The 17,852-nt window shown below is 59.6% G+C and carries 17 protein-coding genes and 2 pseudogenes; 8 read left to right on the forward strand and 11 right to left on the reverse strand.

All coding sequences use genetic code 11. The annotated features are described in order from the left end of the window. Positions 1 to 73 precede the first annotated feature (73 nt). Complete coding sequence (locus FRZ40_RS35665) at positions 74 to 976, reverse strand: LysR family transcriptional regulator (protein ID WP_028371260.1); 903 nt, start codon at positions 974 to 976, stop codon at positions 74 to 76. Positions 977 to 1,081: 105 nt separating this feature from the next. Here FRZ40_RS35665 and FRZ40_RS35670 point away from each other — a divergent pair, with 105 nt between their 5' ends. After that, a complete protein-coding gene (locus FRZ40_RS35670; protein WP_147237326.1) occupies positions 1,082 to 2,197 on the forward strand; it encodes an NADH:flavin oxidoreductase in 1,116 nt (371 codons plus the stop codon). A 60-nt stretch (positions 2,198 to 2,257) separates the two neighbouring features. Here the strand turns inward: FRZ40_RS35670 and FRZ40_RS35675 are convergent. Further along, positions 2,258 to 2,581: pseudogene (locus tag FRZ40_RS35675) on the reverse strand (helix-turn-helix transcriptional regulator); the annotation flags it as partial. A 38-nt stretch (positions 2,582 to 2,619) separates the two neighbouring features. On the opposite strand from FRZ40_RS35675, the gene FRZ40_RS35680 reads away from it, so the two are divergent. After that, a complete protein-coding gene (locus FRZ40_RS35680) occupies positions 2,620 to 3,408 on the forward strand; it encodes a PP2C family protein-serine/threonine phosphatase (protein ID WP_147237327.1) in 789 nt (262 codons plus the stop codon). A 268-nt stretch (positions 3,409 to 3,676) separates the two neighbouring features. On the opposite strand, the gene FRZ40_RS35685 is transcribed toward FRZ40_RS35680, so the two are convergent. Next, positions 3,677 to 3,997: a HAMP domain-containing histidine kinase gene (locus tag FRZ40_RS35685; protein WP_147237328.1), complete on the reverse strand. Its 321-nt coding sequence runs from the start codon at positions 3,995 to 3,997 to the stop codon at positions 3,677 to 3,679. Between the two features lie 1,043 nt (positions 3,998 to 5,040). Continuing rightward, entirely contained in the window at positions 5,041 to 5,346 is a 306-nt protein-coding gene (locus tag FRZ40_RS45450; RefSeq protein WP_240057435.1) for a hypothetical protein, read from the reverse strand. 16 nt (positions 5,347 to 5,362) lie between these two features. Here FRZ40_RS45450 and FRZ40_RS35695 point away from each other — a divergent pair, with 16 nt between their 5' ends. Next, positions 5,363 to 6,073: a plasmid partitioning protein RepB C-terminal domain-containing protein gene (locus FRZ40_RS35695; RefSeq protein ID WP_147237329.1), complete on the forward strand. Its 711-nt coding sequence runs from the start codon at positions 5,363 to 5,365 to the stop codon at positions 6,071 to 6,073. A 1,483-nt stretch (positions 6,074 to 7,556) separates the two neighbouring features. Here the strand turns inward: FRZ40_RS35695 and FRZ40_RS35710 are convergent. Next, positions 7,557 to 8,501 carry an electron transfer flavoprotein subunit alpha/FixB family protein gene (locus tag FRZ40_RS35710; protein ID WP_147237331.1) on the reverse strand — a complete coding sequence of 315 codons (945 nt, stop codon included), beginning with the start codon at positions 8,499 to 8,501 and terminating at the stop codon, positions 7,557 to 7,559. Between the two features lie 27 nt (positions 8,502 to 8,528). Then, positions 8,529 to 9,278, reverse strand: a complete 750-nt coding sequence (locus FRZ40_RS35715) for an electron transfer flavoprotein subunit beta/FixA family protein (RefSeq protein ID WP_147233726.1) — start codon at positions 9,276 to 9,278, stop codon at positions 8,529 to 8,531. A 268-nt stretch (positions 9,279 to 9,546) separates the two neighbouring features. On the opposite strand from FRZ40_RS35715, the gene FRZ40_RS35720 reads away from it, so the two are divergent. The 3 genes from FRZ40_RS35720 (at position 9,547) to FRZ40_RS35730 (ending at position 11,575) form a co-directional block, all read left to right on the forward strand. Beyond that, positions 9,547 to 10,074, forward strand: a complete 528-nt coding sequence (locus tag FRZ40_RS35720; RefSeq protein WP_240057436.1) for a thiamine pyrophosphate-binding protein — start codon at positions 9,547 to 9,549, stop codon at positions 10,072 to 10,074. Positions 10,075 to 10,082: 8 nt separating this feature from the next. Further along, on the forward strand, positions 10,083 to 10,688 hold the full coding sequence (locus FRZ40_RS35725) for a thiamine pyrophosphate-dependent enzyme (protein WP_147237332.1): 606 nt from the start codon (positions 10,083 to 10,085) through the stop codon (positions 10,686 to 10,688). A gap of 119 nt (positions 10,689 to 10,807) precedes the next feature. Beyond that, positions 10,808 to 11,575 (forward strand): helix-turn-helix domain-containing protein, encoded by a 768-nt coding sequence (locus FRZ40_RS35730; RefSeq protein ID WP_147238508.1) that lies wholly within the window; start codon positions 10,808 to 10,810, stop codon positions 11,573 to 11,575. Between the two features lie 15 nt (positions 11,576 to 11,590). Here FRZ40_RS35730 and FRZ40_RS45455 read toward each other — a convergent pair whose 3' ends face one another. The 5 genes and pseudogenes from FRZ40_RS45455 to FRZ40_RS44585 form a co-directional block, all read right to left on the reverse strand. Then, positions 11,591 to 12,127, reverse strand: a complete 537-nt coding sequence (locus tag FRZ40_RS45455; RefSeq protein ID WP_240057437.1) for an NAD(P)/FAD-dependent oxidoreductase — start codon at positions 12,125 to 12,127, stop codon at positions 11,591 to 11,593. Continuing rightward, positions 12,028 to 12,750, reverse strand: a pseudogene (locus tag FRZ40_RS46345) (NAD(P)/FAD-dependent oxidoreductase); the annotation flags it as partial. The gene FRZ40_RS45455 and the pseudogene FRZ40_RS46345, both read right to left, overlap by 100 nt. Before the next feature lie 57 nt (positions 12,751 to 12,807). Beyond that, on the reverse strand, positions 12,808 to 14,022 hold the full coding sequence (locus tag FRZ40_RS35740) for a pyridoxal phosphate-dependent aminotransferase (protein WP_147237333.1): 1,215 nt from the start codon (positions 14,020 to 14,022) through the stop codon (positions 12,808 to 12,810). 81 nt (positions 14,023 to 14,103) lie between these two features. Continuing rightward, on the reverse strand, positions 14,104 to 15,657 hold the full coding sequence (gene pruA, locus FRZ40_RS35745) for an L-glutamate gamma-semialdehyde dehydrogenase (protein ID WP_147237334.1): 1,554 nt from the start codon (positions 15,655 to 15,657) through the stop codon (positions 14,104 to 14,106). Positions 15,658 to 15,801: 144 nt separating this feature from the next. Continuing rightward, positions 15,802 to 16,029, reverse strand: coding sequence for a hypothetical protein (locus FRZ40_RS44585; RefSeq protein ID WP_167528724.1), 228 nt, complete (start codon positions 16,027 to 16,029; stop codon positions 15,802 to 15,804). On the opposite strand from FRZ40_RS44585, the gene FRZ40_RS35750 reads away from it, so the two are divergent. Continuing rightward, the gene (locus tag FRZ40_RS35750) at positions 15,940 to 16,851 is read left to right on the forward strand and encodes a LysR substrate-binding domain-containing protein (RefSeq protein ID WP_147237335.1); all 912 of its coding nucleotides are present in this window, start codon (positions 15,940 to 15,942) and stop codon (positions 16,849 to 16,851) included. The genes FRZ40_RS44585 and FRZ40_RS35750 overlap by 90 nt on opposite strands. A 105-nt stretch (positions 16,852 to 16,956) precedes the next feature. Further along, positions 16,957 to 17,826, forward strand: a complete 870-nt coding sequence (locus FRZ40_RS35755; protein ID WP_147237336.1) for an HTD2 family dehydratase — start codon at positions 16,957 to 16,959, stop codon at positions 17,824 to 17,826. The last annotated feature ends 26 nt before the right edge of the window (positions 17,827 to 17,852 follow it).

Below are 17,852 nucleotides of genomic sequence, written 5' to 3' on the forward strand. Positions count from 1 at the left end.
CTGGCAGCCGCAATGGCTGTCGCCTTCACTGTAATACTGGCAGGCGAAGAGTCTACGACACCGAAGTCCGGCCTCAGCACACCTGGCCGCACTCCCCTGCCAGATCCGAAATTTCCTTCTGAAGCGCACCAAGGAACACGTTCACCCGATTCGGCACATACCGACGGCTTGGGATGACCGCCCACACCGACAGATCTTCCATCGCCGCGTCCTCCAGATGAACCTGCACGAGCGATTGATCGGCCAGTTGCCGGAAGACATCCCAGTACGTCAACATGGCTAACCCCAGTCCCTGCACAGCTGAAGTGCGTGCCGCTTCCACACTGGTCGTGTTGACATACCCCTCAATGCGCTTGCGTATCAGCTTGCCGTCGACAACGAGCGGCCATCTTTCCACCGAGTCAAGTCTGATACAGCGATGCTGGTCCAGTTCCGCCGACGTCGCAGGTCGTCCGTGCCTCTTCAGGTACTCGGACGAAGCACAAATAAGACGCGGATTCGGAGCAATTTTTCTGGCCACCAGTTCCGAATCCTCCAGAGGTGCAATGCGTAATGCGAGATCCAGCCCCTGCCCCACGATATCGACCTGGCGATCTGACAGATCGAGGTCGATACGAAGGTCCGGGTTAGCTTCGAGCAAACCTGGCAGCATCGGCAACACGACCGATTGTCCGAAGCCACTCGGTGCGGTCAAACGCAATACGCCCGATGCAGTGCCCGACGACGGACTCAGCTCAGCTCGCGCGCCCGCTTCTGCGTCGACCATCGCCCTCGCATACGGCACAAACGCCTCGCCTTCTGCGGTCAAGGTCAGAGAGCGAGTGGTCCGATGAAAGAGGCGCACGCCGAGGTCCTCTTCGAGCGCCGCGATGCGCCGTGACACCTGCATGGGCACCACGTTCAGCTGACGCGCCGCCGCTGACAGGCTTCCCGCTGATGCAACCGCCAGGAATGTCTGAACGTCTGGGAGGAACATCGTTTATATCCAAAAGTGTTAGGGCGGCTTCACGCTCCGACCTCTGTTTCCTGCCGTTCGCGACGCCTACCATGCAGTCACCTTCTTCACGAGACGAGCAGCGAAATGAACGACGCAACCTCCCCGATCCTTTCTCCGTATAACCGCAACGGCATCGCAGTACGCAACCGCATCGCCGTCGCGCCCATGACCCGTATTACGGCCACGGAATACGGCCATCCGACCCAAACCATGTTCGACTACTACAAGCGCTTCGCGAAGGGTGGCTTCGGGCTGGTAACGACGGAAGGCATTTACACCGACAAGGCGTTCTCGCAAGGATACCGGTTTCAGCCAGGCCTGGCCGACGACGTGCAGGCTGAGGCATGGTCGACGTTCAATCGCGAGATGCACGAGCATGGCACCCCTGTATTCGCGCAACTCATGCATGCCGGCGCGTTGAGTCAAGGCAACGCTTACCGAAGCCATACCGTGGGACCGTCGGCCGTCCGCCCCAAGGGCGAACAGATGAAGTTCTACTTCGGCGAGGGACTCTATGCTGAGCCGAAACAGATGACGGACGCGGAGATCGACGAGGCCGTTCAAGGTTTCGTCGATGCGGCACGACGTGCCGTGAATATCGCCGGGTTCAAAGGCGTGGAAATTCACGGCGCGAACGGGTATCTCCTCGACCAGTTCTTGACGGCGGGGACCAATCGTCGGACTGACCGTTGGGGCGGCGACACGAAGGCTCGCGTGCAACTGCTCGCGGATGTTGTGAAAGCAGTCAGGCACAACATCGGAGATGCTGTGCCTGTGGGCATCCGGATTTCACAAGGCAAGGTCAACGATTTCGGTTCGAAGTGGTCGGGTGGCGAGGCGGATGCAGAAGTGATCTTTGGCACACTTGCCGATGCAGGCATCGACTTCCTTCACGTCACGGAGTTCGAGGCCTGGCAGCCAGCATTTGAAGGCACGCACGATAGCCTCGTGACGCTGGCACGCCGTTATTCGCCCGCCGTCACCATCATCGCAAACGGCGGCTTGCACACGGCCGAGCGCATCAACAATGCACTTGCCTCCGGGGCGGACCTGGTGACAGTCGGACGCGGCGCACTGGCGAATCCCGACCTGCCGAAACTGCTCGCAAACAGGCGCGAACCCCGTACATTCGACAGTTCGATCCTTCAACCGATCGCCAGCATCAAGCCAGCAGAACTCGCGATGCAGATAGCCGCCTGAACGTAACGTCCGGTTGCGCGGCAGCTCGCAGCGCAATCGTCCTGCGGAACTCTCCAGCCTTCAGGTTGCGAGTTCCGCATGTTGTTTCTCCTGTTGCGAACGACGCCAGTCCGCTGGTGTCATGCCCAAACGTTGACTGAAGGCGCGCCAGAATGCGGCAACGGATTGATAACCGACTGTCTCTGCCACGACCTCGGTCGAAATGCCGTTGGCCGCCAGCGCCATTCGGATATCGGTCATAAGGTCATTCGGCGAACGGCCCAGCTTGTCCTGAAAGTGACGAATCAACGTCGCACGCGACATGCTGCAGAGGTTCGCCAACTCGGGCAGCGTCCATGCTCGCGCCGGGTCGCTGAAGATCGCCGTAAGCGCGGGAGAGAGGCGCCTGACCGGCGGAATTGAATACCGCGAAATAGAACGCGGTGATACCCGACGAAACATTTGCCGGCGCGCACATGGACATCTCATCCGCGTACTTTTCCGAGATCGGAAGCCGCTCGCGCAATCAGGACGCTGTCGGCTGTGTGGTCGCTGAACGACACGCGTGTTTCGTCGTCAGCGACGGCATCGCCAGCACGCCGGGTGGCGAAGTCGCCGCGCAACATGCGGTGAAGCAGATCCTTGCACAGGGCGGCGCACGTGCGATGGCAACACCCGACATTGCCGCCTGCATCGAAGATGCGAACGCTGCGATTCTCGCCGAGCAGGCGCGCAGTACAGATAGAAGGAAGATGGGGGCGACCGTCGCTGCACTATTCATCGACCGTATGACTCGCTCAGCCCAGTGGGCGCATCTCGGAGACAGTCGCCTCTATCACTTCCGCCACGGCTCGCTGATGCAACGGACCCGGGATCATAGCCTGCTGCAGCGTATGACGGACGCAGGTCTGTCCGTCAACGGCATAAGCGCGAGTCTGCTCGATTCAGCACTCGGGATGCCTGGAAAGATTGCACCATGCATTGCCCCGACGATGCCGCTGGAAGACGGCGACGTGTTCCTGTTATGCACGGACGGATTGTGGCACGCGGTACCAGATACACTGATAGAACGACATCTGCGCATCGTTAATAAGGCGGACGACTGGTTGAGTCTGCTGCGGCATGAGGTGTGCAAGCAGCGCGGACCGACCGCGCCCGCGGACAATTGCTCGGCACTTGCCGTCTGGGTAGGTCGACCGGAGGAAGCCACGCTGCTACGTATCAGCGCGTGATCGCATTCGATTCCAGTCTCTCACCGTCGACAAGAGTTGCCAGATCGCCGTGAGCTGCGCCGCAATCTTCATCTATTCGCTGCGCCGAACTGGCGTCGCTCCATGACAATCCTGTATTCACACGGGAGTAGCTGCCCGGTCTCTCTTCGTGATTATGGCGATCTCGTCCTGGCTCCAGGGGATCGAAGATGCAGGCCAGCATCCGAGTTCAATCGCAGCGCCGCAGTTGCTCACATTAATTCGGCCTCTGTTAGATCGCCCGTCACCATCACACGCATAGGTGCTTCCTGTGCCCCATCCCTAATGGCGTTGAGAACCTGCAGGCGCTAGCCGTCCCCAGCCCCTGTAAATCACCGGTCACATGTAACTCAATCTGTCTGTTGGGAGGAATCACGTGCAACTCCTCCAGCTCGTCGGCAAGCACATCCGAGAGATTGACATTCGTGGGCACGACGTTGATGCCCAGGCCCAGTCTGGTCTTGTTGAATTCAGTTAGGTCATCCAGCAGCGTCTGCATCCCCGCCCCGCTGCGTATCAGGCGGCTCGCGGCATTCGATACTTGCTCACCGGCGCAGAAATCCGCGAACACTCATTTGATCACCTTACGCCAAAAGACCAGATACGCGGCCGAGCAGGATGCGAGAAGCAGGATTCCCCACATCGGGGCCATGCTGACCAGAACGGAAGTAGCAGACATTTCATACTCCTATTGACTGATGTATCGATTCACCCACGATTGACTGGTTTCGCCAATACATGGGCGATGTGTGTGTTTCGTTGAGCAGCTTATTGATGCTATGCCAATAGCCGGTGCCATACCTGTGGTTTCCTGCCGCACCGACTTTGCGCCAGATCAATCGTCGCTCACCGGACGTTCCGGACGCCAGTCAATTTCTGTCGCTGGATCCACGTCATGGGTCTCAGCGGCCGCAAGCTTGGCAGAAAACCCGAGTTTGACGTGCGTCAATACCAACGGATCTACGATTACGTGACGTTTGCATCAGGCGCCGCTCCTGACCCGTACGACCATTTCCGTGGTGATCGACTGCTTGAGATGCAACCGCTCTGGATGCGCTCCCGCAGTTCCCTCTGGCCAACGCGCCGCGTGCGCGCCATCGCACATCATGCGGAAGGATCGGAATCCGCCCTCAGGGCACTTTGCCAGTTGCCCGTTGCCGCAGCTGCCCGCTCCGTCACTCGCCAAGTCTACTGATCTTGAGGTTTGTTCGACGCCTGCCCATGTCTGCGGTCTCGTAAGCGCCCGCCGACGCGCGCGGGCAGGCGTTGAATAAACCTGACGGGAGGAGACCGCGGAGTGCTCCATGCAATGGGAGTCTTTAGGGCTATGGCGATTGTTGGCCCAGGATACCCGGCGGTGCTGGGGGATACGTGGTCAGGTGGGATGCTGAGTGTGCGCAGATGCTGTGCCGAAGCGGTAGTCGCGCAATCGTGACGGCGAATGGACATGTAAGGGCCCGTGCGAGGCGACAGACGCGAGCACGTGTCCGTACGCCGCGTTGCCGCAGATCCGACGGTCGGGTTGTTCGTGCTGAAACAGTGGCGGTCATCTCTCGACCCGGCGCGTGGGTGGTGCACGAACCGGCGCGGTGCGAGCGAGGATATCGATGACCATCATTGGTGCGCCGCAGTGCCGGCAGATGAAGGCGGGCCGAGCTGGGATTCGACCTCTTGATCTGATGTGTTGACGTTGGTCGCGACGCGCAGCAGTTCGCGGACCTTCGCGAGACTGGCGCGGCGCACCTGGTTGTCGAGCAGTCCGTATCGATATCGCGCAGGCTGATCTGCCGCGGGTTCTGACGGATCGTATTGAAGGAGTGGACAGCCATGAACAAGCCTGATGTCATACGCACCTGCACCGTACAGCGAGCGTTCGAAGGTGAAACTGTGCAACTGGCCCTGAGCGTGCTGCGCCCCCACCGCCCACTCGTCCAAAATGCTACGCGTTGCAAGAAAATTTCTTCAGCTCCTTGCATCAGTGGTCACGGCGGGCCTCGTCGAGCCACTTGTCGTCGCGCCCGAACGCGATGCTGAAGGTCGCTACGTAGTACTCGATGGTCGATTGAGGCTGGAGGCCCTGCGCAGGCTGGACAAGCAATCGGCAACCTGCCTTCTGGCAACCGAAGACGAGACGTACACCTACAACCGACATGTCAACCGGCTGACGGCGGGTCAGGATGCGCGCATGATTGCACAGGCGGTTGACCGAGGGGTATCGCAAGAACGCATCGCGGCCGTGCTCGGCATTGATGGGCGGACCGTCAAGACGAAGGTCAAATTGCTCACGGGCATCTGTAACGACGCCGCGGCGTTGCTGGCCGACAGAAATTGTCCTGCAGCAACCTACGAGATCCTGAAGTGCATGAAGCCCTTCCGTCAGGTCGAGGCAGCGGAACTGATGTGCAGCCAGTCCAATTTCACTTCAGCGTTTGCCCGCGCCATCAAGCTTGCTACGCCGCCCGAGCAACTGGTGCCCCCGCCGGGTTCGCGAGGCGACGAAGAGCAGGCAGCGCGAGAACAGATTGATCGTCTCGAGTGTGAAATCGTCTCGCTTCAGGCAAAGGTAACCGATGTCGAAACCCATATGGCGTCGAACATCTCCATCTCTCAGCGTGTCGATCAGCTACGTCAACTCACTGCTCAATAACGGGCATGTTCGCGAGTGGTTTGTTGAAAATGCGCCGGGACACTTCGCAAATCTACAGGAGCTTGCCGCAGCGGCGGGTCCCCGGGTGCGGTAATGCTTAGCTCGTAGGGTGAATCTCTCAGTCACAGATATCAGCCACACATCGCGAGCTGCCACTACCTGGCCCGGAGCGAGCATGACACATGGCGTCAAGAGACATACTCTCCATGGATACCGACGAGACCGTCACCGAACGGTGACGACAGTCGGGAAGACGTACTTCGACCCTGAACTGCCGCTCAAGTTGACGCAACATCGATGGCCGCTTACAGCCTTCTCCGGACGTACACGTGTTGCGCGTAAGGTGCGACTGCCGTGGCATGCATTCCTTCCCTGAATACGGTTGATGCTGGCTTCGCTCGTTAGCATGTGGCTAGCATTCGAGTCTATCTCTAGTCAAGACAGGCAAATGGAGCATGCAAGTCCATCCAGTCATAGTGCAAGTGCGCCGTCGTCCATGCCCAGTTCGAGACCGGATATGATTCGACCTTTCGCTCCTCCTCACTTGAGCTGGCGTGGCCAATTTGTCGGGTCATGTCACGGATTGGTTGTGCTGGTCGTCTTTCGTTCTTTCTGCAGTTCATTTTGGGCTGCATCGTCAAAGTTGATGAGAGTAAAGTGGTCATGCAACGCAGGGAGCTGCCCGATCGCCGAAGCTTTATCGGCACGCTATCAAGATCAATCGGCCTCGCATGGCACACTCCAGACTTGAGCCAATTTGGGGACGCCCATTGTCAATCGTCTGGCATCTGGCGGAAACACGCACCACGAGCCGTCTTCGTGTCGAAAAAAGATAAGTTCAAACGTGCCGGCAGAACGTGTTGCCTCGACACGTACGCACCTCCACTGTTTGCATCGGATGAGCCTGGAGCGCGTGACTCGAGCCCGTGCATCTGCCACAGCACCAAACCATTTCTCCACCACGGATCGCAAGGATCCTTCACGGAAACTCATCACTTACCTCCACTCGCCATGATTGACTGACTCTTACCCGTAATCCGCAACCGCCGATGCGTCAGGAACGTCTTGCACTAACGCTGCGATGTGCGAAAAAAAGCCCGGAAATACCGGGCAAAAGGCTCGCGCTCTCACACGCGAACATCGGAGATGCATGCGCACTCTCAAACGTTTCGCCGTGCCCTATGCCGCGCTTCGTCGTGGCAACTCGCGATTTGCGTTTTCGTCCCATCGTCGACTGTTCAGTCTGGCGGCTCGTATCGCGTGATCGAAATTTTCGTCCGTCGCAACGTGCCTATGATCGACACTTACCAACCACCTGCCATCAGCAAGACACCAACGGATACGACGCTCCTCGACCAGGCCTGCAAACCATCGCCAAATGTCTGCGTCCTCTGCATTGACTGCATTCGCCGCGTTTTGCCGGATCTGAGTTGACATATCCAAAGGCTCCTCCTTCAGTGAAAGGGCTCAGATCTCAAGGAGCTCAGATGCCAGCTACCAGTTCGGGCACGACGGCGAACAGATCGCCGACCAGACCGTAATCCGCGACGCTGAAAATCGGCGCTTCTTCGTCCTTGTTGATCGCGACGATGACCTTCGAGTCCTTCATGCAGGCCAGATGCTGGATCGCGCCCGAGATGCCGACCGCGATATACAGCTGCGGCGCGACAATCTTGCCGGTTTGACCGACCTGATAGTCGTTCGGCACATAACCCGCATCGACGGCTGCGCGCGATGCGCCCATTGCTGCACCGAGCTTGTCGGCGAGCGGCTCGAGAACCTTGTTGTAGTTCTCGCCGCTGCCCAGACCCCGGCCACCCGACACGATGATGTTCGCCGACGTCAGTTCCGGGCGATCGAGCTTCGTCACTTCGCGGCTCACGAACTGCGACATGCCGGAATCAGCCGCGGCTTCGATCTTCTCGACCGCTGCGCTGCCGCCTTCCGCTGCAACAGGATCGAAGCCCGTCGCGCGAACCGTGATGACCTTGATAGGGTCAGCCGATTGCACGATCGCTATCGCGTTGCCCGCGTAGATCGGGCGCTCGAAGGTATCGGCGGAATCGACGGCCGTGATGTCGCTGATCTGCGCGACGTCGAGCTTCGCGGCGATACGCGGCGCGATGTTCTTGCCGTAGGCCGTAGCGGGCGCGAGGATATGCGAATAACCCTTCGCCGGGTCTTGCACAAGCGTCAGCACCGTCGCCTCGACGTTTTCCGCGATGCCTTCTGCCAGTTGCGGCGCGTCAGCCAGCAGCACCTTCGCGACGCCCGCCACCTTCGCGGCCGCATCCGCCGCGCCTTGCGCGTTGTGGCCAGCGATCAGCACATGCACGTCGCCGCCAATCTTCTGCGCGGCAGCCACCGTATTCAGCGTCGCTGCCTTGAGCGCCGCGTTGTCGTGTTCAGCAATTACCAGAATCGTCATTTCATTCGTCTCCGTGTGCCCGAAAAATCAAAGCACCTTGGCTTCCGTCTTGAGCTTCTCGACCAGCGTCTTCACGTCGGCGACCTTCACGCCAGCCGAGCGCTTCGGCGGCTCGCTGACCTTCAGCGTCTTCAGACGCGGCGTGACATCGACGCCCAGGTCTTCCGGCTTGACGGTTTCGAGCGGCTTTTTCTTCGCCTTCATGATGTTCGGCAGCGTCACATAACGCGGCTCATTCAGGCGCAGATCGGTCGTCACGACTGCGGGCAGCTTCAGCGACAGTGTTTCAGCGCCGCCATCGACTTCGCGCGACACGGTTGCCTTGCCGTCAGCGACGACAACCTTCGACGCAAACGTCGCCTGCGGCAGATTCGCCAGAGCAGCCAGCATCTGGCCTGTCTGATTGGAGTCGTCGTCGATGGCCTGCTTGCCGAGAATCACCAGCTGCGGCTGCTCCTTGTCGACCAGCGCCTTGAGCAGCTTCGCGACAGCCAGCGGCTGCAGGTCTTCATTCGATTCGATCAGGATCGCGCGGTCCGCGCCGATCGCCAGCGCCGTGCGCAGCGTTTCCTGACATTGCGTGACGCCTGCCGACACGGCGATCACTTCCGTCGCCACGCCCGCTTCCTTCAGACGCACGGCTTCTTCGACGGCGATTTCGTCGAACGGATTCATCGACATCTTCACATTGGCAATGTCGACACCCGTGTTGTCCGACTTCACGCGGACCTTCACGTTGTAGTCAACCACTCTCTTGACTGGCACCAGGATTTTCATGAGCATTCTCCAATCAGGTTGATGACAAGTTTGCTCACTACGGCTGGCAGACGGAATTCGCCATTCGCAAACGGCTCGTTTCAACAACTCGAACGCTCTTGACCTCAATCGCCAGCGACAGAATCGTTAACCTGAAGCTAACCACGTCTTCGGGAATCACAAATTGAGTGAACGGTGTCGCCAGGGCACGCTGTTATGCATGACGGCGCGTCCATGCACCAACTGACTTCGCGTCCCTTTTTCAACTCATCAACGTGATTTCGACACCATGTCCGACACCATGTCCGTTACCTGGCCTGAAGCAATCTTCGAGCATTTCAAAGCCGCCGACGTGCGGCAAGTCGCGTATGTGCCTGACGCAGGACACAAACACCTGATCAACCTCTGCGAAGAAGATACGGAGATTCACGCGGTTTCGCTGACGACAGAAGAAGAAGGCGTTGCCATGATGGGCGGCGCGTGGATCGGCGGACAACGTGGCGTGCTGCTCCTGCAATCGAGCGGCGTAGGCAACTGCATCAACATGCTTTCGTTGCAGCACGAATGCCGGATGCCCATCGTCATGCTCGTCACCATGCGCGGCGAGTGGGGCGAATTCAATCCGTGGCAGGTTGCGATGGGCAAGTCGACGCAGGATGCACTCGAGTCCGCAGGTGTCTACGTCTATCGTGCCGACGATGCAGACGATGTCGCGGAAACGGTCCAGGCAGCGCTGAGCTTCGGCTACAACACGTCCCGCATGGTTGCCGTCCTCATCGGACAGCGCGTGATCGGCACCAAGAACTTCAAAAAGTGAGTAAAAACATGACACAGCAGACGAAGCCCTTGAACCGTCGGCTGGCGGTGAAGCGGATCCTCCGCGATCGACAGCAGGACGTCCTCGTTGTAACGAGCCTCGGCAATCCGACGTTCGATGTCGCCGCCGCCGGCGACACGCCTCAGAACTTCTATCTGTGGGGTGCAATGGGCGGCGCCGTCACGTTCGGCCTCGGGGTCGCGCTGGCACAACCAAACAAACGCGTCGTCGTATTCGTCGGTGACGGTGAAATGATGATGGGCCTCGGTTCGCTCGCGACGGTCGGCGTCGACAAACCGGCAAACCTGTCCATCGTCGTCATCGATAACGAGCACTACGCCGAAACAGGCATGCAACTGGCGCACGCCGGACGTGGCGTCGACATCACCGCCATCGCGCGCGCGGCGGGCTTCAAGAACGCAGTCACGATCCAAAGCGAGCGCGAACTCGACGAGTTCGTCGACGTCCTTCTGAAGGCGGCGGGCCCCGTCCTCGCAACGATCAAGGTCAGCACCGACCCCGAACCGACCAGCCTTCCTCCGCGCGACGGCCCGTGGCTGCGCAGCCGCTTCCGCGAAGCGTTGCTCGGAAGCGCCGCGCACGCGAGTCAGTAAGTTCTGGCGGTAGCGCATATTGCGGGGCGGGCCAGCGTACGCTGCCCGCCCTATTTCGTTCCGGTTCGCTATTTTCGAGCCTGTACAATCGGAGCCAACGTGACCCAGACGCTGATTCCATGCCGCCCCCGAAGGTCTTCTCCGATATGCTGGTCGAGGTACTGAAGCAGTTGGACAGGCAGCCCGATCTGCTGGCACGCGTGTTCGATTGCCTGCCGGATGTGCTTTACTACATCAAGGACGCGGAGGCGCGCTATCTCTCGTTCAATCAGACGCTGATCGAACGCAGCGGCCTTCAGCGCGACGAAGTCGTCGGGAAGACTGCGGATCAGCTGTTTCCGGTAACGGGTGCGAGCACGAATGCGCAGGATCTCGGCGTTATCGAAAGCCGTGCGCCGATTCTTGAACGACTGCGTCTTTACTCGACAGCGTCAGGACATCGATACTGGTGTCTCAGCTCCAAATTCCCCGTTCTCGACGACCACGGAAACGCAATAGGCCTGATCGGCATTTCCCGCGATCTGCCGAGGCCTGACGAGCGTCATCACGGCTACAGGCGTTTGCAGGTCTATCTGGAGTATCTTGAGGGAAACCTCGGGCAGAACATTCTTGTCAGCAAAGTCGCCGAGCGTGCGTCGATTTCGGTCGACACGTTAGAGAGGCTTTCGCGCGAAGTCTTTCATCTCACTCCGAAGCAAATGCTCATGAAGCTTCGCGTCGATCACGCATGCAAGCTTCTTGAGACGACGGACCGCAGCATTACGGATATTGCGACCGAGTGCGGATACGCCGACCATAGTGCATTTACCCGGCAATTCAAAACGGCCACGCACCTCACACCCCGGCAATACCGGAACGTTCGAGGGCGCGGCCTGAACCCGCACTGATGTGCGGGCTTCCTGTCAGTAGACGCCCTCTTCGACGATCAGATTCCCGGACGACAGTCGGGCCGGCGACAACGACGACAGATCAATCGTACGGAATCCGCCGAAGCCAAGCAGTTCCGCCATGCCTCGTCCTACGCCAGGACTATGCATCATGCCGTGACCGCTGAATCCTGCTGCCACGTACGAGTTCTCCGGACCGACCTGCCCGACGAGGCCGTTATGGTCCAGGTAGTTGTATTCGTAATAGCCCGCCCAGGTGTGTTCGATGCGCAATGCCTCGAACGCCGGGATGCGTTCAGCCAGCGCCGGCCAGATGATATCTTCGAATTCTGCAAAATTCGCATCGAGCGGCAGGTCGTCCAGGTCCTGTTCAGCACTCGGCGACACGATACAAAGAAAATGATTCTGCTCGCGGCGCAGATAGACACCGGACGTATCGATGAGAATCGGAGGTCCGCTATCGGCGTCGGGCAAGACACGACGAAGGCAGAGCGCCTGCGCGCACGTACAGGCAGCTCGACGCCCAGCGAACGAGCCAACGGCGCGCACCACGCACCGGCCGCATTGACGAATACATCCCCCGCGATCTCCCTGCCGTCGGAGAGTTCGACATGCGTAATCCGCTCGCGTGCCGTTCGATACCGAACCGCTTCTCCGTTCACGAAGTGGACCCGCGCTTCGCGTGCACGGCTTCGAAACCATTGCATGACGCTATAACCATCGAACCACCCTTCGCCGGCCTGGCCTTCGACGGCATAGGCAAGATCATCGGCATTGATCCAGGGGTAACGTTGCTCGAGGTCCGCGGGCGCGTATTCGCGCAATTGCGCCCCGAGCGATTTCGCGAGCACACTGCGCCGCCGCAGCGCTTCTTCCTGTTGCCCATTACCCAGGAACAGGTAACCGCAGTCCACGAGATCGACGCCCGCGCCATAGCGGGTCTTTTCGCGCTCGCACGTCGCGAAGAATTCATAGCCGAACTTCGACAACTCGATGCAGACGGGCGTAGAGAACTGTTGTCGAATGGAACTCGCCGAAAGCGCCGATGAAGCTCGCTGGTAGGTAGGGTCTCGCTCGATGACCCAGATTTCCCGATCGGCGGATTGCTGGCTCAGGAAATAGGCTATAGAACAGCCAATGGCGCCGCCGCCGACAATTACCACACGTTCACTCATGATTGACCTTTTAACCGCGCGAATGGCTTTCGGTGACCATCGCGATGCGGCAATGATTCAGGCTGTCACAGCCTCAAGGGATTCACACGCGAACCGGATCCGGCCAAGTGCCTCGTTCAGCTCGTCGACGGACGCCGCATACGACAACCGGAAATAAGGCGACAGCACGAAACCCGAGCCCGACACCACCGCGACGTTTGCGTCCTCAAGCAGATACATAACGAAGTCCTGATCCGTGACAAGCAGCTTTCCGGTCCCCGTCCGTCGACCCAACACGTCGTTGCAGCCCACATACGCGTAGAACGCGCCTTCCGGTTCGTGCACCCGCAAGCCGCGAATCTCGCGCAGCCCGTTCACCACCCTGTTGCGCCGCTCGTCGAACGCAGCCAGCGACGCGGCCACGAACGATTGATCGCCCGTGAGTGCCTCCAGCGCCGCGTACTGCGACACAGAAGACGCACTCGTGATGATTTGCCCCTGCACGAGATTCATGGCCTGGATAAGCGCCTTCGGTGCGGCTGAATAGCCGATCCGCCAGCCCGTCATCGAATAGACCTTCGATACACCGTTGATGACCAGCGTCCGGTCATACAGGTCCGGGGCCACGTTCAGGATGTTCACGAACGGCCGCGACGTGTAGACGAGCTTCTCGTAGATATCGTCGGACAGCACCCACACATGCTCGTTACGCCGCAAGACGTCTGCAAGCGCCTGCAGTTCTTCGGCCGAATACACCGCACCCGTCGGGTTCGACGGCGAGTTGAGCATCAGCCATTTGGTCTTCGGGGTAATCGATGCTTCGAGTTGTTCAGCCGTCAGCTTGAAACCGGATTCTTCGCCGCAGGTCACGCCGACAGGCGTTCCCCCTGACATCTTGACGATCTCCGGATACGAGACCCAGCAGGGAGCGGGAACGATCACTTCGTCGCCCGCGTTCAGCGTTGCGAAGAAGGCAGCGAAGATCGCCTGCTTGGCACCGGCCGACACACTGATCGCGTCGGCGGCATATTCGAGGCCGTTGTCGTTCTTCAGCTTCGCCGCGATAGCCTCACGTAGTTCCCGCGTACCGGCCGCTTCCGTGTAGCGGGTCTTCCCGTCCCGCATCGCCCTGATTGCCGCTTCCTGTATGTTCGCGGGCGTGTGGAAATCCGGTTCACCCTGAGACAGTGAAATCACATTCTTTCCAGCCCGGCGCAATTCGGCCGCCTTCGCCGCCATCGCCATGGTTTGCGCAGGCGCAATCTGGCCAATACGGTCTGCGATGAAGCCCATTCTCGTGTTTTCCGTTTGTGAGTGACAAGACACGTAGCCCGGAGCGCCGTGTAGAAAGAACGCTCCGGTATTCGCCCTCGATTACAGGCGCTCGGCAACCGCCTTCATCTGCAGGAATTGCAGCAGATAGTCGGGACCACCCGTCTTGGTGTCGGTGCCCGTGAGATTGAAGCCGCCGAACGGCTGAATCCCGACCAGCGCGCCCGTGCACTTGCGATTGAAGTAGAGATTGCCCACGTGGAAATCCCGGCGCGCGCGTTCGATCCGGGCCCGGTCGTTCGAGAACAACGCGCCCGTCAGTCCATACACGGTGTCGTTGACGACCGCGAGTCCTTCTTCGAAGTCCTTCACCCGAATAGCGGCGACGAACGGACCGAATACTTCTTCCTGCGCAATGCGCGCCTTCGGCGAGACATCCCCGAAAATGGTCGGTTCGATGAGATACCCGGCTGCGCCTTCGACAGCCTTGCCGCCTGTGAGCAGCTTGCCTTCGCTGCGACCCACGTCGATGTAGGACAGTACCTTCTTGTACTGCAATTCATTGCAGACGGGACCGAAGCTCGGGTTGTCCTGCGCTTGCGCGACGACCAGTTCCTTCGCCTTGGCGACGACCTTGTCCAGCAGCGCATCGTAGACGGAATCGACCACGATCAGGCGCGAGCAGGCCGAACACTTCTGGCCTGAATAACCGAACGCCGACTGAATGACGGCCGTTGCCGCATCGTCGAGATTCGCGGTTTCGTCGACGAGAATCGCATCCTTGCCGCCCAGTTCCAGAAACACGCGCTTGAACCACCGCTGGCCGTCCGCGAGTTTCGCTGCCGACTCATTGATCTGCGCGCCCGTTGCGAGCGATCCCGTGAAGTTGATGAAGCGCGTCCTGGGATGCGCGACGAGATAAGAACCGATATCGCGCCCCGTGCCCGGTAGATAATTCACGACGCCCGGCGGCAGACCCGCCTCCGCGAAGATATCGAAGATCTTTGCCAGCGACACGATCGTGTCCTCGGCCGGCTTGCAAACCAGCGTATTGCCGACGACGATCGCGCCCACGGTCATGCCCGTCATCGGCGCCATCGGGAAATTCCACGGCGAGATCGTCACCCCTGCGCCCAGCGGAATGTAGAAGCTTTCGTTCTCCTCTCCCGGGTAGTGGATCAGCGAACCCAGGGCGCCGACGTGCTTCAGCGCCTGACGCGCATAGTATTCGGTGAAGTCGATCATTTCGGCGACTTCGGCGCTCGCCTCGACATAGTTCTTACCGATTTCGTAGACGAGCCACGCTTCGAGTTCGCGCTTGCGGCGCCGCATGATCGCGGCGGCCTTCAGCATCACACGGCTGCGGTCTTCCTGGGTCCAGCGCTTCCACGATTCGAATGCCTGCCACGCGGCATCGAGGGCCGCGTCGGCATGATCTTTCGTTGCGTTCGCCGTATAGCCGACAACTTCCGAAGGATTCGACGGGTTCGTCGACGTCAGCTTGTCCTGCGTCTGAATCCGCTCGCCGTTGATGACGAGCGGATAAGTCTGACCGAATTCGGCATGCACTTTTTTCAGTGCCTGTTGCATCTCGGCCTTCGCGCTATCGGTGTCATAGAGATCGAACGGCTCGTTCTTGTACGGCGCAATCAACATTGCATTCTCCAGGTTGAATGATTCTGGTCGCGGCGCCCGACGAGGCGCGCTACCGATAACGGATTGTCCCGAGCGAAAAACCAGCCGTCTTGATCTGCCTCCACGATTTTCTGCGGAAATTTGCATAGTCACAAAACGACCCGCTCATACCCGTTCGAAACAAGCTGCACCATATAAGGCAGTATCTGCCGCTATCGGGGCTCGCACGAGCAAATGGGTATTGCGGTTTTTCGTCACTTGATAGACCATGAAAAAGCAACGAGACTTTTCAGGACACGCAAAATGGGTATGCACTTCGATCTTGTCGATCTTCGCCTGATTACCTGCATCGCAGAGACCAACAGCCTGACGCGAGGAGCGGAACGGTTTCACATGTCGGTCCCGGCAGCGAGCACGCGGATCAAGAACCTCGAAGAGAGCATGGGCACGAAGCTGCTCTATCGAACGAGCCAGGGGGTCACGCTGACTCCGCCCGGACAGGCGTTCTTGCATCACGCTCGGCTCGTGCTGTCGCAACTCGAACAGTTGCGTGGCGACATGCAGGAATATGCTCGCGGCGTGAAGGGGCATGTCCGCATCTTCGCCAACACGACAGCGACAACCGAGTTCCTGCCCAACGATCTGCGCGACTTTCTGGCGAGCCATCCCGACGTCAACGTCGATCTCCGCGAGCGTCTGAGTCACGACATCGTGCGCGCGGTCAGCGAAGGCACGGCCGATGTGGGAATCGTCGCGGGCAATGTGCGTCCCGAGTCGCTGCAAACCCTTCCGTATCGTTCGGATCGGCTGATACTCGCTGTGTCGACCTCTCATCCATTGGCTGAACGTGAATCCACGTCGTTTCGCGACGTGGCGAACTACGACTTCGTCGGATTGCCCGAGGCCAGTGCGATTCACACATTCCTGATCCGCGTCGCCAGCGATCTGCACACGAAGCTGCATGTGAGGATAGAAGTCGGAAATTTCGAAGCGTTGTGCCGGATGATCGAAGCGAATGTCGGCATTGGCGTGTTGCCGAGATCGTCGGCCATACGCTATGCGAAGACCATGCAGATCCGGCTGGTGGAGATCGAGGATGAATGGTCGACCCGTGACCTGCTCATTTGCGTGCGCAGTCTCGATCTCTTGCCCTCGTTCGCACGCGAACTTGTCGATCAATTGACCAGGAAGTGCGCCGCCGCGGCGCAAAACTGACGCCGCGATCAGTTAGGCTCTGCCTAAAGCCCCCTTCTCCACACACAAATTGTAGTCGGCCGTCCCCTGCGTCAATCTATCGAGACTGACGCCAAAGGACTGCAGATGCCCTCCAACCACGATCACCCGCGCTCATGGATCGGTCGAACGCAGACCGAGTGTGAGCTGGTCTCTCCTCGACTCGCCCAACAACTGGCCGCCACGTTGGACCATCCACGCGCGCCGAAGGCGGGTGACGCGTTGCCCCCGCTGTGGCACTGGGCTCTGTTTCCGCACATCGCGACGCACTCGCATATCAGCGCCGACGGACATCCGCAGCGCGGCGGGTTCCTTCCGCCCATTCCGCTCCCAAGGCGCATGTGGGCGGGAAGCCGGGTCAGGTTCGAGCGCCCCGTGGTGGTCGGCAGCCAGGTGACGCGCACGTCTCAGATTATCGACGTCGCCTCCAAGGAAGGTCGAAGCGGGAAGCTGGTATTCGTGCGTATTCGCCATGAACTGGAAGACTACGAAGGGCCGCTGATTTCAGAAGAACAGGACGTCGTCTATCGCGAAGCCGCTGCCGATCCCTTCGCGCCTGCAACAAGCCCGCTTGCTCCGACTGAAACGACGTGGAGCCGGACGATCGTGCCCGACCCCGTTTTGCTGTTTCGCTACTCGGCCGACACCTTCAACGGTCATCGCATTCACTACGACCGGACCTACGCAACGAGCGAGGAAGGCTACCCCGCGCTCGTCGTCCACGGCCCGCTCACGGCCACGCTGCTGGTCGATCTCGTGACGCGCAGCGCACCCGACGAAGCCGTCGCGTCGTTCTCGTTCAGGGCAGTCAATCCTCTTTTCGATAACGCCCCCTTTCAGGTCTGCGCCGCGCGTGCGCCTGATTCGGACGAAGTCAAACTGTGGGCAGTCAATGAAGCCGGCGTTCTGTGCGTCGAAGCGAACGCGACGCTGCGTGCATCGGTGGCCGCCCTCTGAACATCGATATGACAGGAGTAGACACG

This window comes from Paraburkholderia azotifigens, assembly GCF_007995085.1.
In the GTDB taxonomy this organism is placed as follows: domain Bacteria; phylum Pseudomonadota; class Gammaproteobacteria; order Burkholderiales; family Burkholderiaceae; genus Paraburkholderia; species Paraburkholderia azotifigens.

What these genes read in the sequence shown, in the direction of transcription:
- FRZ40_RS35720 (WP_240057436.1), top strand. Translation starts at nt 9,547, where the DNA reads ATGTCCGACACCATGTCCGTTACCTGGCCTGAAGCAATCTTCGAGCAT.
- FRZ40_RS35715 (WP_147233726.1), bottom strand. Translation starts at nt 9,278, where the DNA reads ATGAAAATCCTGGTGCCAGTCAAGAGAGTGGTTGACTACAACGTGAAG.
- FRZ40_RS35725 (WP_147237332.1), top strand. Translation starts at nt 10,083, where the DNA reads ATGACACAGCAGACGAAGCCCTTGAACCGTCGGCTGGCGGTGAAGCGG.
- FRZ40_RS35670 (WP_147237326.1), top strand. Translation starts at nt 1,082, where the DNA reads ATGAACGACGCAACCTCCCCGATCCTTTCTCCGTATAACCGCAACGGC.
- FRZ40_RS35710 (WP_147237331.1), bottom strand. Translation starts at nt 8,501, where the DNA reads ATGACGATTCTGGTAATTGCTGAACACGACAACGCGGCGCTCAAGGCA.
- pruA (WP_147237334.1), bottom strand. Translation starts at nt 15,657, where the DNA reads ATGTTGATTGCGCCGTACAAGAACGAGCCGTTCGATCTCTATGACACC.
- FRZ40_RS35740 (WP_147237333.1), bottom strand. Translation starts at nt 14,022, where the DNA reads ATGGGCTTCATCGCAGACCGTATTGGCCAGATTGCGCCTGCGCAAACC.
- FRZ40_RS35755 (WP_147237336.1), top strand. Translation starts at nt 16,957, where the DNA reads ATGCCCTCCAACCACGATCACCCGCGCTCATGGATCGGTCGAACGCAG.
- FRZ40_RS35730 (WP_147238508.1), top strand. Translation starts at nt 10,808, where the DNA reads ATGCCGCCCCCGAAGGTCTTCTCCGATATGCTGGTCGAGGTACTGAAG.
- FRZ40_RS35750 (WP_147237335.1), top strand. Translation starts at nt 15,940, where the DNA reads ATGGGTATGCACTTCGATCTTGTCGATCTTCGCCTGATTACCTGCATC.
- FRZ40_RS35695 (WP_147237329.1), top strand. Translation starts at nt 5,363, where the DNA reads ATGCTACGCGTTGCAAGAAAATTTCTTCAGCTCCTTGCATCAGTGGTC.
- FRZ40_RS35665 (WP_028371260.1), bottom strand. Translation starts at nt 976, where the DNA reads ATGTTCCTCCCAGACGTTCAGACATTCCTGGCGGTTGCATCAGCGGGA.